General features: G+C 35.4%; 13 protein-coding genes and 2 pseudogenes. 7 read left to right on the forward strand and 8 right to left on the reverse strand.

The window, feature by feature from the left end; genetic code table 11:
* Positions 1 to 93: 93 nt before the first annotated feature.
* From PYW32_RS07620 to PYW32_RS07630, 3 genes are read right to left on the reverse strand one after another with little or no spacing between them, the layout of a single operon-like run.
* A complete protein-coding gene (locus PYW32_RS07620) occupies positions 94 to 762 on the reverse strand; it encodes a DUF2238 domain-containing protein (RefSeq protein WP_016174909.1) in 669 nt (222 codons plus the stop codon).
* Complete coding sequence (locus tag PYW32_RS07625) at positions 741 to 1,253, reverse strand: nucleoside 2-deoxyribosyltransferase (RefSeq protein ID WP_016174908.1); 513 nt, start codon at positions 1,251 to 1,253, stop codon at positions 741 to 743. The genes PYW32_RS07620 and PYW32_RS07625 overlap by 22 nt, the downstream gene beginning before the upstream one ends.
* A 27-nt stretch (positions 1,254 to 1,280) precedes the next feature.
* Complete coding sequence (locus tag PYW32_RS07630; RefSeq protein WP_016174907.1) at positions 1,281 to 2,495, reverse strand: GNAT family N-acetyltransferase; 1,215 nt, start codon at positions 2,493 to 2,495, stop codon at positions 1,281 to 1,283.
* A 142-nt stretch (positions 2,496 to 2,637) separates the two neighbouring features.
* Here PYW32_RS07630 and lepA point away from each other — a divergent pair, with 142 nt between their 5' ends.
* The 4 genes from lepA (at position 2,638) to PYW32_RS07650 (ending at position 5,725) form a co-directional block, all read left to right on the forward strand.
* Entirely contained in the window at positions 2,638 to 4,470 is a 1,833-nt protein-coding gene (lepA, locus tag PYW32_RS07635; protein WP_016174906.1) for a translation elongation factor 4, read from the forward strand.
* A 443-nt stretch (positions 4,471 to 4,913) separates the two neighbouring features.
* Complete coding sequence (locus PYW32_RS07640) at positions 4,914 to 5,048, forward strand: hypothetical protein (RefSeq protein WP_275066182.1); 135 nt, start codon at positions 4,914 to 4,916, stop codon at positions 5,046 to 5,048.
* 10 nt (positions 5,049 to 5,058) lie between these two features.
* Positions 5,059 to 5,184 (forward strand): hypothetical protein, encoded by a 126-nt coding sequence (locus PYW32_RS07645; protein ID WP_016174904.1) that lies wholly within the window; start codon positions 5,059 to 5,061, stop codon positions 5,182 to 5,184.
* Positions 5,185 to 5,287: 103 nt separating this feature from the next.
* Positions 5,288 to 5,725: a MepB family protein gene (locus PYW32_RS07650; RefSeq protein ID WP_016174903.1), complete on the forward strand. Its 438-nt coding sequence runs from the start codon at positions 5,288 to 5,290 to the stop codon at positions 5,723 to 5,725.
* A gap of 446 nt (positions 5,726 to 6,171) precedes the next feature.
* Here PYW32_RS07650 and cas6 read toward each other — a convergent pair whose 3' ends face one another.
* Positions 6,172 to 7,035, reverse strand: coding sequence for a CRISPR system precrRNA processing endoribonuclease RAMP protein Cas6 (gene cas6, locus PYW32_RS07655; protein WP_016174901.1), 864 nt, complete (start codon positions 7,033 to 7,035; stop codon positions 6,172 to 6,174).
* Positions 7,036 to 7,187: 152 nt separating this feature from the next.
* Here cas6 and PYW32_RS07660 point away from each other — a divergent pair, with 152 nt between their 5' ends.
* Positions 7,188 to 7,445, forward strand: coding sequence for a hypothetical protein (locus PYW32_RS07660; protein ID WP_016174900.1), 258 nt, complete (start codon positions 7,188 to 7,190; stop codon positions 7,443 to 7,445).
* 42 nt (positions 7,446 to 7,487) lie between these two features.
* On the opposite strand, the gene PYW32_RS07665 is transcribed toward PYW32_RS07660, so the two are convergent.
* The gene (locus PYW32_RS07665) at positions 7,488 to 8,759 is read right to left on the reverse strand and encodes a dicarboxylate/amino acid:cation symporter (RefSeq protein ID WP_016174899.1); all 1,272 of its coding nucleotides are present in this window, start codon (positions 8,757 to 8,759) and stop codon (positions 7,488 to 7,490) included.
* 429 nt (positions 8,760 to 9,188) lie between these two features.
* Between PYW32_RS07665 and PYW32_RS07670 the strand changes: the two genes are divergently transcribed.
* Together PYW32_RS07670 and PYW32_RS07675 are read left to right on the forward strand one after the other, a co-directional pair.
* Positions 9,189 to 10,799: a PucR family transcriptional regulator gene (locus PYW32_RS07670; RefSeq protein ID WP_016174898.1), complete on the forward strand. Its 1,611-nt coding sequence runs from the start codon at positions 9,189 to 9,191 to the stop codon at positions 10,797 to 10,799.
* Positions 10,800 to 10,873: 74 nt separating this feature from the next.
* Positions 10,874 to 12,010, forward strand: coding sequence for an AI-2E family transporter (locus PYW32_RS07675; RefSeq protein ID WP_016174897.1), 1,137 nt, complete (start codon positions 10,874 to 10,876; stop codon positions 12,008 to 12,010).
* A gap of 108 nt (positions 12,011 to 12,118) precedes the next feature.
* Here the strand turns inward: PYW32_RS07675 and PYW32_RS07680 are convergent.
* The 3 genes and pseudogenes from PYW32_RS07680 to PYW32_RS07690 form a co-directional block, all read right to left on the reverse strand.
* Positions 12,119 to 13,171: pseudogene (locus tag PYW32_RS07680) on the reverse strand (amidohydrolase); the annotation flags it as partial.
* Complete coding sequence (locus tag PYW32_RS07685; RefSeq protein ID WP_016174894.1) at positions 13,159 to 13,311, reverse strand: hypothetical protein; 153 nt, start codon at positions 13,309 to 13,311, stop codon at positions 13,159 to 13,161. The pseudogene PYW32_RS07680 and the gene PYW32_RS07685, both read right to left, overlap by 13 nt.
* A gap of 7 nt (positions 13,312 to 13,318) precedes the next feature.
* Positions 13,319 to 14,336 (reverse strand): annotated as a pseudogene (locus PYW32_RS07690) (ABC transporter ATP-binding protein).
* Positions 14,337 to 14,347: the final 11 nt, after the last annotated feature.

The raw sequence follows: 14,347 nt of genomic DNA on the forward strand, positions 1-14,347 counted from the left end.
AAATAAATTTAAATGCCCACTAATCATAATGTTCACTTTTTACCCTACACTAGACAAAAGGTGACTAATCTTTTAAAAGACTAGTCACCTTTTTTATTTGATTATTTGAATTTGATACCCTTCAAAATACTTTTCATTTTTACGATGTTGATTCCAAGAAAAGACACCCATAATGACCGCACCAATGGTATTAATTAATAAATCCCCCATCGTATCTGATAAAGCAGCACGCCCAACAAATTCTACACCATCAATAGTCATATAGCGTTGTAGATTCATGTTGCCAACCGCGTCCCACGACCATTCCCAGAATTCCCAAAAAACACCACACACTCCTGCGAAAGAAAAGCCAAACAATAAAAAGACCCACGGAGAAATTTCGCTCACTTCATTATCTAAACTTCCTAGTAAAGTACATAAAATACCATACCCCACTGCTGTTAAAATCATTGGACTTGTCATATGCAAAATTTTATCCCAAAACGGCACGATGTCCATCATATGCAAACATGTTCCAATAAATACTGAAATTAATAAGAAGAACCAATAAAAATAAACGATTGACGGTGGAAAGGCAATTTTGAAAAATCTTTTTAAAAACTGTGGGCCATAAATCAATCCAATCCCCATTAAACATTCCATAATCGTCACCAATGCTGCCAATGGTGACACAGCACCTAACACTAATTCACCAAGGTTAAATGCTAAAGTAAGGAGACCAACAACTAATAGACTACGTCTCAGTTTGGTTTCAAATGCCATTGTACTACCTTATCACTTTCCATATACGTAGCTAAACCTTTTAAAAGTTCTTCTTCTGATGAATAGATCTCACCATTGAGTTTAACCAATCCAACAGTGTATAAATTTAAATAATGAAACTGATTCTCACCAACCGTTTGTAGCGCTGCTAATTTTTGAGGGTGTTCGCCCCCTTGTTGACGTGTATCCGTATATAATCCTAAGATAGGAATATTTTTCGCATACGCAATACCAATTTCTGAAGCAACGCCCGCATCAATAATTAACCCATCCAATAAGGCAATCATCAATTGACTATCTACTACTTTCTCTGTATCAGCCAATGCAATCATTTTGCTATCAGCATACGCAGTTTTATCATTAATTGCTTCATTTTCTTGTGGCAAATAGATACTTGCTTGTGGGTATTTTTCTCGTATTATTTTAACTAAGTAAGAATTGTAAACTAAATCGCTTTTCGCAAACATAGGTGCTGCAAAATAAATATTCATCCTTTTTCCTCCAAAATAAAAAGTTTTTTAAAAGTCATCACTGAAATACGCTGCCATATCAGGGATAATTCGTTCTAATGTACGTAAGGTTTCTTTATCAGTCTCAATCCGTTCTATACGAGCTAAGTAAGCTGCACGACGATAGTTCATCAGTAGACAGGTTAATGTTTGAATATCTAAATATACAGGCTGTCCAACTGCTTCTCGCGTAACGGTCAATTGTTCATCTTCCCAGATTAATCCAAACACACCGTTGTTCCATTTGGCTAAAGGATCACTCACAACAAAATGGAAATTTTTACGAAACGGCTTAAACGGAAATGATTTTAAAAATTCTTCCACATCCACAATACGTGCCATAAAATAAGGTTCAATTGTTTCACGGATTTGTCCATCTTCTAATAAGAATGCGAGGGGTTCATTTTTATAAATATTTCCTTGAATCCAATAAACCATTGAAAAATGCGCAGTAATAAAATTCCATAAACCATTCCGGGCTTCTTGATTCAAATAAAACATTTCTTTGATATGAAATACTTCTTCCGCAATCCAATAAAATAAAACACCTTTTGGTTCGCCATCTGTCCCATAATAAATAGCTGCTGTTCGTTGCTCTTCATTTTCATAGCGCCAATATTCTTCCCAATTAAATTTAGTCCGTTGTAATGCACCATGATTTTCTTTGGCAAATTGATTGTACACTTTGTACACATCTTCATGATCCACTTCTTGCCGTTCTACCATACCAGGAACATCTACATTTTTGGGTAATTGCGTATCACGAATTTTAAAGGTTAATTTATCCGACATGATTTCCCAACCTTTACGTCGATAATAAGGAATACTGTACGGATACAAATAAGAAATCCATTGTTGACTCTCACGCATATTTTCCAAAGCTACACGAATTAATTCATTCATCAAACCATGCCCGGCATATTCGGGATATGTTCCTACTCCTGTCACACCTCCCATTTTATACAGTGTGCCATGAATATTGACTTCACACGGATAAATGGCAATTTGGGAAACTAGTTGCTCCTTATTAAACCATCCGAAAACTTTTGACAGCTCTAAAATTGGTTTTTTTGACTTAATCATTTCTCGTTTGTTCTCGAATCCACTTTCTTCAATGTCTGATTTTGTCACTTGAAAGACATAACTCAGTAATTCATTAAATTGCGCCACGTCTTTTTCTTCAACGGGGCGAATCGTTAAATTATGATTGAAAGGTTTATCCATAGTTCCAACTCCATCTCTTGTTTTTTATAGTATAACAAACTCAAAGAAATTTTGTCTGTTTAAGCTATAACAAAACTCTTTAAATCTACTTCTTTCGTTGGTATAATATAAAAGCTGACTAAAAGAAATGAGGAATTTATCCATGCATAATTTAGAAGAAATGAAAAAGCGTCAGGAAAAGATCCGTAACTTTTCCATTATTGCGCATATTGACCACGGAAAATCGACTTTAGCCGACCGTATTCTAGAAAAAACAAATACGGTAAGTTCTCGTGAGATGCAAGCCCAACTCCTTGATTCCATGGATTTAGAACGAGAACGTGGCATTACGATTAAATTAAATGCTGTCGAATTAAACTATACTGCACAAGATGGGGAAACTTACATCTTCCATCTAATTGACACTCCTGGACACGTCGATTTCACTTATGAAGTATCACGAAGTTTAGCTGCCTGCGAAGGCGCAATTTTAGTTGTTGATGCTGCCCAAGGAATCGAAGCACAGACTCTTGCCAATGTTTATTTAGCCTTAGACAATGATTTAGAAATCCTACCTGTCATTAACAAAATTGACTTACCTGCCGCTGATCCAGAACGCGTTCGTAAAGAAATTGAAGATGTGATTGGGATTGATGCTAGCGAGGCTGTTTTAGCTAGTGCTAAAGCAGGGATTGGTATTGAAGATATTCTTGAACAAATCGTCGAATACGTTCCACAACCACAAGGCGATTTAGATGCCCCTTTAAAAGCCTTAATCTTTGATTCGGTTTACGATGCTTATCGTGGGGTTGTTTTAAATGTCCGTGTCATGGACGGTGTCATTCGTCCAGGGGATAAAATTAAAATGATGAGTAACGGCAAAACTTTCGATGTTACAGAAGTTGGTGTCTTCTCACCCAAAGCAATCCAACGCGATTACTTGATGGTTGGTGATGTTGGTTATGTGACCGCCGCAATTAAGACCGTTCAAGATACACGTGTGGGTGATACAATTACGTTAGCAAATAATCCAGCAACTGAAGCACTTGAAGGATATCGTCAAATGAATCCTATGGTTTATTGCGGATTGTACCCTATCGATACTTCTCGTTACAACGATTTACGTGAAGCCTTAGAAAAATTACAATTAAACGATGCCGCCTTGCAATTCGAACCAGAAACATCGCAAGCACTTGGATTTGGTTTCCGTTGTGGATTCTTAGGTCTTCTGCACATGGACGTTATCCAAGAACGTTTAGAACGTGAATTTAATTTAGAGTTAATTACAACTGCACCATCAGTAATCTATCATGTCAACAAAACAGATGGGTCTACAGTAATTGTCGATAACCCTGCTGAGTTCCCTGAACCAGTTACCATTGATAGCGTAGAAGAACCTTACGTAAAAGCCCAAATTATGGTACCAAATGATTATGTTGGTGCTGTAATGGAACTTGCACAACGTAAACGTGGCGATTTTGTGACAATGGATTATCTAGATGATTATCGTGTCAATGTTGTTTATGAAATCCCCCTATCAGAAATTGTTTTTGATTTCTTTGATAAATTAAAATCAAGTACCAAAGGCTATGCGTCATTGGATTACGAAATGTCCGGATATCGCACCAGCCGTCTTGTGAAAATGGATATCTTGTTAAACAGCGAAAAAGTCGACGCATTAAGCTTTATCGTTCACCGCGATTTTGCATTCGAGCGTGGAAAAGCCATCGTTGAGAAATTGAAAAAATTAATCCCTCGTCAACAATTTGAAGTCCCTGTCCAAGCAGCAATCGGCCAAAAAATTGTCGCTCGTTCAGACATCAAAGCCTTACGTAAAAACGTTTTGGCAAAATGTTACGGTGGTGACGTTTCTCGTAAGCGTAAATTACTTGAGAAACAAAAAGAAGGTAAAAAACGAATGAAACAAATCGGTTCAGTCGAAGTACCACAAGACGCATTCATGGCAGTTCTTAAGATGGATGATGATGCAAAGTAGATATATCAAGGGTTTAGCAAAATTGCTAAACCCTTTTTTCTTTATTTTAATATGCTAAAATCAGCAATTTATAAAAAATACGACGTTCAGGCATAAAAACACAACGCTTAGGATGAAAACGGTTTCTAACTTCTTTTTCATGATATAGTCATTGTGAAAAAACAAATCAAAAGTGAGGTATAGTGCAGATGAAAAAAATAAAACTTTATCAAGTTTATCCATTAATTTCAAGTTGCAGTTTTATCCTAGCTCAAGTATTCATAACTAATTATAACCTTAGAGAATTCCAACCAATCTTTCAATATCTATATTTTAATATTCTATTTCCAGTAGCTTATATGTTTTTTATGGGTTATCTTATTCCTTTGTTTTTATCAATAAAAGTCACAAAACTTGTTAAACGTATATTAATGGCCAGTACATCAGTCTTTTTACTAGCATGTATGATTATATATATCTACTTCTTTTTCAATAATCATGGGGTTATCTTTACGAATCACCAAGATTTGTTACTAGGGATTTTTAGTGGGCTATTGTTAGGGATTACAAGTGCTTGTTATACAGATGATAATCCTTAAGGAAAACAATATGGACATTAAGTTTATTCTTGTTGAGAATCGTACAGTTGAAGAAGAAGCTTTAAGAAACACACTCAATGAAATGAAAACTTCTGATGAAATACAATTAGGATTTTTAAAATACGGCATTCAATAAATTCCTTTTTTCTAGAACTTTATCCTTTGTTCGCTTTACAGCAAGCACAAATGCTCTTATTGTAGAACTATACTACTTCGAATACTTAAAGGAGCAAACAACCATGAAATCAATCCCTATCCTAAATCATGTATTGGGACCTTTCGAAATCATAAAGCATGAGCATTGGAATAGTGACTACGAAGCTATGATTATTCAATTAAAAGATTCAACTAGAATAAGAACACGTATCGCCAAAAGCACACCTAAAAAGGAAGGATATTTTACAGTGTTTTGGGAAAAAAACGACGTCAACAAAAATATTCCCTTCTCTGATACAAATTCTCCTGAATTATTAGCAATCATTGTCTGTGATTCAAATAGAAAAGGTCTTTTTTTATTCCCCAAAGAGATTGCAATTGAAAAGAAAATCGTATCTACCAATAATGCTAAAGGAAGAATGGCGATGCGTGTGTATCCGACGTGGTGTTTACATTTAAACAAAACAGCAACGGCCACACAAAAATGGCAAATAAACTATTTTAAAGACTTATCAGAGTAAATCCAGTCTACGTTCAGTCATAAATATACTACGTTTTAGACAAAAAAACGTTACCTGATGAAAAACATGTTATGATAAAAATAAAAACGATAAGGAGTTGCTGAAAAATGATTGCAATTATTTTCGACTTTGTTGGTCAACTATTTTCAGGTATTAGTTTTGGAAAAATGAAGGATATTCATGAGGAAGAAAATCAAACAAAATAAGCCATGTAAGAAACGAATCGCTATGAGAAATCCTCTTTTCTTTTAGTTTACTTGTATTTGTCATAGTGCTCTCTGTTTGAAAAAGCATTAATTTAGATAAGCTTATAAAAAAGATGACGAGTTCCATAGTTTCAGTCTGTATGTAGATAACTAGTTTTTTCAAACTATTAACGAAAGAGAGCGCTGGATACAGCCAAATGACCTATCGCTCTCTTTAAACTTTTGTCCCCCTTCATCACCTCAACTATAATCAACGGTATAATAACCAAATCCATGGGTCGAATCACGACCAATATGCAGACGTTTTCCTGCCTCTAACAATGGGGTAAAAGGGGTAATTTCTCCTTTAAAACTGAAGGAACCGATAATATTATCCATACGAAGTTCATTGTCTTTTTGATTCATTGAATAGCGTCTAAATTTATCTCTTTGCCAATTATGATCAACCATTTGCACTTTTTCTACTTCTGCTAACATTGTTTCAAGATTCCATTCCATTTGATGCTTTGTATAAGCCTGCGAAATCAAACTCATTCGCCGTGCAAGTGCCCGAATGATATCCGTAAAAGAAGGCTCTTCAATTAATTCATGACTTTTCTCTAATCGTAGTGGCGTGACAAAATCCATATAAACAAAAGAAGTGTCGACTTGATTGCAGATAAGTGGTTGTGGTCTAGCATTTTTAAGCCACAACTGATTTTCACGCCAAACCAATTTCTGAGTGACAGGATTGGTAATTTTTAGTAACTCAAAAGAAATTTTTTGTACTCCCCATCCCGTATAGTTCATTTGCTGAATAGCATGAATAATTAAACTTATGCCTTCAACATTGATACCAAAGTATGTTAGATCAAACACACATTGGTCGCCTTTATGCCAACTTGTTTTATCTTGTGTCGATACATAGATGACAAAAGGTTTGACTGAGCCTGCAGATGTTTTAGTATCACTAAAATATTTTTTATACGTTTGTAAGTCAACCATCCTATGCAACGTATGGCCAAATATCCCTCTGATTGTTGAGCCAAGATAAGGTGGTAAATTCCCACTTTCTTTTGCAACAAACGTCGCTTGCAGTGTAATCGAATTCATATATTCAAACATTCTCTTCCTCCTAAAGCTAATTTTGGCGCACTTTTTAAAAAAAGCACATTATATATTTTATAGCTTAAAAATGTATAAAATATTCTGATATTTATTGTAATATCCTCTATTATACGCTATTGTATATAAATAAAATAGGAGGTTTACCTGCAATGAAAGTTGATCGTCTTGAATTTAAAAAAGTAGTCAATGATGCTGCTCACCTTCGCTTTAATTATAGCCAAATGCGTATTGCTGATGATAGTGCAGACATTCGGGAGGATGAAATTGAATATTTGATTGATAATAATATTCATCATCGCGTGATGGAGAATTCAAAACGCAGCCTCTTTGGAGACAAAGTTACTATTAATCCGACTGTAGAAAAAGACTACTTACTTTTAAAAAAATATACAGAGTATTTCCGCTAAAAAGAAAGGCAATGAACAGCTAACTATTCATTGCCTTTCTTTTTATTCTTCTATTTTGCCAATCGATACGGTTTTTTTATTATTATACACATCTTTATCTAATGCATCCGCACTATTCGCAACTAATAATGAGACAAATACATCATTATTTACATTTAAGAATGTCCGGAACATCCCCGCAAACCAATCGACACCAATCAATAGCGCAATCGATTCTAATGGTAATCCCAGAGAAGTTGCTAAAAATGTTGCAACAACGGCGGCACTACCTGGCACGGTAATCGTTCCTAACGTCAACATAATTGACAAACCAATACCAATTAATAATTTCATTAGTGGTAGTTCAATGCCTGCGCTTTGTTGCATAAACAAAATCATCACCACATAACACATCGCCGCTCCAGCACTTCCCATAGTCATTCCGACACTCATTGTAAAATTCGTAACATCGCGACGAACGCCAAATTTTTCAACACAATCTTTTAACGCTGTTGGGAATGTGATTGCCGAACTTGTTGTTGTTAACGCCACAATCGACATATCCACAAATTTTTTCGGTAGTAACATTGGATTGACCTGACAGCGAATAGCGACTACTGTTGCCATAATCAACATCATCAATACTACACCAATCAACAAAATACCTAAATATTTAATCATTGGGAAAATAATTTGTAAGCCTGTCGTTCCTGCCACGTTAGCTAATAGACAAAATACCCCAATTGGCGCAACTTTCATCGCTAACTGAATAATATTTAAAATAATCGTATGCACTTCTTTCACACCGTCTAAAACCAATGTGTTGCCTGTTTTTTTAACGAGCATATTTAATCCTGCACCAAAGAAAACTGAAAAGACAATAATTGGAATCATATCTGCAGATGCCATAGATTGAAAGATATTTGTTGAAACAAAATTTGTCACAGTCTCTTGAAACCCTAATGCTTCAGGAACTTCAACAGTCAGATTTTCAGCAGTCATCATGCCTTTCCCAGGTTGAATGATGGTGGCTAACAAGAACCCCAGTGTTGAAGCAATTACTGTGAAAAATAGAATCCATTTGAACGTATTCAACCCCATTTTCACGCCAAATGTGTTGTCTTCTTTTTGTCGTGCCATTTCACCAATCGCAGAAATGACTGATGCCATCACTAAAACAACAATCGACATTTGAATCAAACGAATAAAAATATCTCCAATAAATTTCAAATTGCCTGCCCATTCGCCGACAACCGTTCCAAAAACCATGCCGCCAACTAATGCAATAACCATTTGCGTCGTTGTCGATTTCGTTATAAATGATAATCCCTTCATAACCCCACACTCCTATTTTTTATTAAGAATATTATAACTAAAATTTCTTTATAAAGAATTAGTCATCAAGTATGAGAATAATTCTTTATTTGTCTATTTTAACTAAAAACCAACAAAGGATTTCTTTTTAATTAAACGTGCTTTTTCTTTGCCTTATTTGTTTATTTCTCACAATTATTACATTTTATCCAGACAAGAAAGAAAAACAAAAGATACCTCTTTTTGTTTCTGACTATTTGGTCTAGTGCTGCCGTTCAAACTGCGCTGTTAAACAATATTTACTTCAATAGTCCATGAATTGCGTTAAATCAAATCTGACTTGCCATTTTGTATATTGTATAGTATAACTCTATACAAACAATAAGACATTGTGCTGATATACCAAAAATTTATTTTTTTCGTGCGCAATGTACAAAAAAAGGAGTCCTTATGCAACTTCACGCCTTATTAAATGCAGATGAAACCCATTATATTCAAATTGCTAACCAACAAGCAGACCTTTCTAGAGAAGTGACGACTGTCGGAATGATGGAAGCCCCTGACATTATCGACTTCTTAGTAGAAGGACAACTATTGGTAACAACAGGTTTTCATTTCTATCAAGATATTCCTGCACTAACGAGTTTAATTCAAGAGATGCACCAGCGAAAATGTGCAGCTATCGGTATTAAAGATCAACGCTACTTCAAGCAAATTCCACAAGAAGTATTAGCGATTGCTGATGAATTACAATTTCCCGTACTATTGCTCCCAAAAGATGTTGGTTTATCTGTTGTTGTGCGTGATTTGTTGCATCGCTTATTAGAATCACAATCAAACGCACTGACACGCATTATCGAACACACCAATAAGTTATCAACTTTTATTTTAGAAGAAGGTCACACGAGTCTGTTCTTAGAAAAAATTGCTACGATTATCAATAAAGAACTTTTTTTGATTAATTCGCATTATGTCGTGACCTATACAAGTAAAAATATCCATGTTCATGCCCAACAAATTGGACAAACGTTAAAAACGTCATTCACACAAAAATTATTAGATTTATCCGAACCCTTAATTGGCATGTATGAAAATCATACTGTGGCTATATTGCCGATTAATACTGATTTTCAATCCGATAGCTTATTTTTGGGTATCTTAGATTATGAGCAAGGGAATAAAGAAGCCACACTCTTATTACAACAAATTGTCAACTTGCTGGGTTTCTCTACTCTACGCACATTAATTAACGAAGAAGCCCAACGACAAATTAAAAATGATTTATTTGCATCAATTATTTCTAAAAAAATTGATGCCTCTGTTTTAGCTGAACAATTGCGTTTACAAGAAATTGATACACTCACTTCTCACAAATGTGCCATCCTTTCGATTCATCAACCGTCTACCATGCAGCTAATTAGTTATAAAATGGTTCGCAAAGTTCATGATTATTTAAAATGGTTTTTAGATGAAGAACAATTAGACTATCAATTAGTAATTAATGGAGAAGAATTGGTTTTTCTCATTCCTGCACCCGATATGACGCGTGAGCGATTGCATCAATTACAAGTATTTTTGGCTGAACAAATTCCGACTCCTTATACTTTTGTAATTGGCTATTCCCACAGTGACTTACCTTTAACGCAAACCCACATCTTGGTGAAAGAAGCTAGCGAAGCATTGACCTTACTGACAAATCATCCTGAATTAACGCTGATTGAATATCGTCCTAAAGTAATTTCTGAATTACTGCAATTAATTCCAGCTAGCGAACAAGCAAGTTATATAGAAGATAATTTACTGGCGTTACTTCAATTAGAAAATTCTGTCGAAAAAACTGAGTTAATTGAAACCTTGTATCAGTATTTCTATCATTCACGAGCGATTAATAAAGTTGCTAGTTCACTCTTTTTACATCGGAACACGGTAATTTATCGTTTGAAAAAAATAGAGCAAATTTTAGGTGTTTCTTTAGAAGATCCCGAAGTCCGTATGCGATTGACTGTTGCTATCTTATTACTCAGAAATCATGAGCTCTCTTTATTAGATTCTTCAAATTAAAATGTTTTCCCTCTTTCATGCAACATTTATGTTAAAATAAGAAGAAATGAACAATGAAGTTGAGGTGTCACTGATTGAGAAAAATCAAAATTGATTGGAACTATTGGATTATTCGTTTTCTATTTCTGATGGCGGTTATTTTGGGTTATAAATTCATCTCCAATTATCAAATTGCTGTGAATTCTTTACAGAATTTCCTCCATGTATTGTCGCCATTTATCATGGGATTTATTCTTGCCTATCTCCTAAATGGGGCACAAAAAAGAATCGAAAATTTGTGTCAAAAATTTGGTACCCCCTTTATAAAAAAGAGAAGTCGTGGACTGAGTGTCTTAATTTTATATCTCTGTGCCTTCTATTTGATATTTATTGCCTTAAATTATCTCGTACCACTAATTATCAATAACGTGATTGATTTATTAACACTATTGCCCACGTTCTATAACTATTTAATTGATTTAGCAACTAATTTAGAGGACCAAGGCGTCATTGAATTTATTCGTTTAGAAGAATTACTCACCAATTTAACAGCAGATTATTCTCCTGATAAATTATTATTACAATGGACACAAGCATTAACCTCATTGGGCGCTTTCACCAAAGGCGTGTCTTCATTCGTTATTAACTTCTTCTTATCGGTGATTATCTCCATTTATACCTTGTTGTTTAAAGATTCTATTTTGACTTTCATTGCGCAAGCCTCACGTAAAGTTATGTCTGAATCTGTGTTTAACAGCAGTAGACATTGGATTCAAACCACCAATCAAATTTTTTATAAATTTATTAGCTCGCAATTTATTGATGCGTGCATTGTTGGTGTTTCTGCTTCGATCTTACTCTTATTGATGAATGTAAAATTTGCCATTACCTTAGGATTATTACTAGGTATTTGTAATATGATTCCTTATTTTGGTTCTATTTTTGCCTCGGTTGTCACAGCTGTGATTACGTTCTTTACAGGTGGATTAAGTCATGCGGTTTCTGTCTTATTTGCGTTGATTGTCTTGCAACAAATTGATGGAAATATCATTGGACCACGTATTATGAGTGGCGCGTTAAACTTAAATCCTATTATTATTATTATTTCCATAACTATTGGCGGCGCCTATCTCGGTATTCTTGGTATGTTTTTAGCCGTACCGATTGCGGCTATTTTAAAAATTATTGTGACCAACTGGTTAGACGATTCTATGAAAGAAACAAGTCTGTGACATCTATTTCTTAAGAAGAAAATATCCGAACTATATAAAATGAGCGGTGTTACGCTCTCTATAGTTCGGATATTTTTGTCTTGTTTTTACTTAGATTACACGATTGTGCTAAATTACTTCTTCTGAGCGTTTTTTCGCTTCTTCAACAAATTCAGTCATTTGCTGGGCAAGATTTTCTCGTAATGTCGTGACTGACTGCGCGACTAACTGTTTGTTGGCTACTAATTGACGACCATTGACCCAAACATCAGAAACATTGCTAGCATTCGCAGAATAGACCAGAGCAGAATACGCATCAAAAATCAAAAACATATTTACTGAGTCTGTTTCAATAAGTGTTATATCCGCTTTTTTGCCGATTTCAATGGTTCCGCCTAGCACTTTCGCGCCCCTTTTAGTTGCTAATGCGACAATTTCTTTTGCCGGAAATAGTCCCCGATCGTGTTCATATGTTTTGTGAAAATTAGCAAACATCCGCATTTGAGTAAATAAATCCAATGTATTGCCACTACTTGGTCCATCAGTTCCTAACCCTACTTGCCATTGATGAGCCAACATTTCTTTGACTGGTGCGACACCTTTGGCAGATTTCGTATTAGCACCAATACAATGCGCGACTTTCACTAAATGAGCTTTACTTTGCAATAGTTCCAAATCACTCGGTTCAGTAAAAATAGCATGCGCCATAATAAATTATTGTTCGAAATAACCTAAATCATTTAGAAAAGCTATTGGTGTTTGTTGGTAACGTTGGGCAAACTCCTCCATCTCGTATGTCATTTCTGCGACATGCATGGTAATTGGAATGGCATAACGTTTTGCTAACACCACAATCTGTGCCAAGTCTTCTGGCGTATTGGTATTTGTGGCATGAGGCGCAATCGCTGGGGTAATTAACGAATGGTTGTGCCATTTTTCAATAAATGATTCACACCAAGCCAAAGCCGCTTTTGGAGTCGCAAAATCACACGTGGGCATATCAATAATCGTTTCACCAAGAATGGCGCGTGCCCCCATTTGTGCTACAACTTCTGCAATTGCATCTTCAAAATAATACATATCACAAAAACTAGTCACACCACTTAGCAGCATTTCCGCCACCGCATATTGCACCGAAGCTTGTGCTAATTCTTTCGTCATGACTTGTTCTAAAGGAAAAATGTTGATACCACTAAAGCGTTGCTTCCTGAACTTTCATTTCCGCTACTTTTTGATTCTTGTGTTTTCGCGTCTTCACTATTACCACATGCTCCTAAAATAAATCCCGACACCAATAATAAACCGACCATATACTTTTTCATTGTGTTCTCACCTTTCTAAAATGACTAATTTTTCAGCTGGGAAGTGTAATTGGATTTCTTCACCAGTTTGGTAAACTTGTTGATCACTACCGTTGACTAACAATGTTCCTAATTCCGTTGTGACTTCATATTGGTGGCTTTTTCCTAAAAACGTACGAACGACAACGGTTCCTTTTACTGCACCATCTTGGACAATTTGAATATCTTCTGGACGAATGGTTGCAACTGCCTGTTCAGCTGATGCCGTTGAAAGCGTTGATGAAAGTGTTATTTGATTGGCCGTTTGATAGCCTGTAGCTGTTTTTGTCACATCAAAGAAATTTTCAAAACCAATAAATTGTGCCACAAATTTTGTTTTTGGTAAACGGTAAATATTTTCTGGAGTATCGTATTGTTCAATGACACCATTATTCATAATCGCAACTTTATCAGAAATCGAGAAACATTCTTCTTGATCGTACGTAACAAAGACAGTTGTAATTCCTAGCTGTTGTTGGATACGTTTAATTTCAATTCGCATCGCTACCATCTAAGTTTGATAACGGCTCGTCTAGCAGCAATAATTTAGGTTCAATAATCAATGCCCGTGCTAGTGCCACACGTTGTCGTTGTCCACCAGATAATTGCTTTGGATAACGGTCGCCTAAATTTTCTAAACCACAAATCGCTAACATTTCTGCTACACGTTTTTCGATGACTTCATTCTTTTCTTTTCGCAGTTTTAAACCAAAACCAACATTTTCCGCAATTGTTAAATGGGGAAATAAGGCATAACTTTGAAAGACCATCCCAAAATTACGTTTGTGGACAGGAACTTTTGTTAGATTGTCGTTATCCAAAATAAACTCCCCATCGTTTGGTTTGATTAAACCAGCAATCACACGTAATGTCGTCGTTTTCCCACAACCACTTGGACCTAATAAAGAAACAAGTTCACCTTTTTCCATTGAAATATTCATTTCTTCTAAAATATTTTGTTTTCCGTCATAACTAACACGGATATTCTTTAGTTCAACAAATGACACAGTTTTTTCTC

Origin of the sequence: Enterococcus saccharolyticus subsp. saccharolyticus, assembly GCF_029023825.1 — a bacterium.
GTDB classification, from domain to species: domain Bacteria; phylum Bacillota; class Bacilli; order Lactobacillales; family Enterococcaceae; genus Enterococcus_F; species Enterococcus_F saccharolyticus.

Coding starts and splice junctions, on each gene's coding strand:
- PYW32_RS07665 (WP_016174899.1), bottom strand. CDS start 8,759: ATGAAGGGATTATCATTTATAACGAAATCGACAACGACGCAAATGGTT.
- PYW32_RS07620 (WP_016174909.1), bottom strand. CDS start 762: ATGGCATTTGAAACCAAACTGAGACGTAGTCTATTAGTTGTTGGTCTC.
- PYW32_RS07640 (WP_275066182.1), top strand. CDS start 4,914: ATGATTATATATATCTACTTCTTTTTCAATAATCATGGGGTTATCTTT.
- PYW32_RS07650 (WP_016174903.1), top strand. CDS start 5,288: ATGAAATCAATCCCTATCCTAAATCATGTATTGGGACCTTTCGAAATC.
- PYW32_RS07645 (WP_016174904.1), top strand. CDS start 5,059: ATGGACATTAAGTTTATTCTTGTTGAGAATCGTACAGTTGAAGAAGAA.
- cas6 (WP_016174901.1), bottom strand. CDS start 7,035: ATGTTTGAATATATGAATTCGATTACACTGCAAGCGACGTTTGTTGCA.
- PYW32_RS07670 (WP_016174898.1), top strand. CDS start 9,189: ATGCAACTTCACGCCTTATTAAATGCAGATGAAACCCATTATATTCAA.
- PYW32_RS07625 (WP_016174908.1), bottom strand. CDS start 1,253: ATGAATATTTATTTTGCAGCACCTATGTTTGCGAAAAGCGATTTAGTT.
- lepA (WP_016174906.1), top strand. CDS start 2,638: ATGCATAATTTAGAAGAAATGAAAAAGCGTCAGGAAAAGATCCGTAAC.
- PYW32_RS07630 (WP_016174907.1), bottom strand. CDS start 2,495: ATGGATAAACCTTTCAATCATAATTTAACGATTCGCCCCGTTGAAGAA.
- PYW32_RS07685 (WP_016174894.1), bottom strand. CDS start 13,311: ATGAAAAAGTATATGGTCGGTTTATTATTGGTGTCGGGATTTATTTTA.
- PYW32_RS07660 (WP_016174900.1), top strand. CDS start 7,188: ATGAAAGTTGATCGTCTTGAATTTAAAAAAGTAGTCAATGATGCTGCT.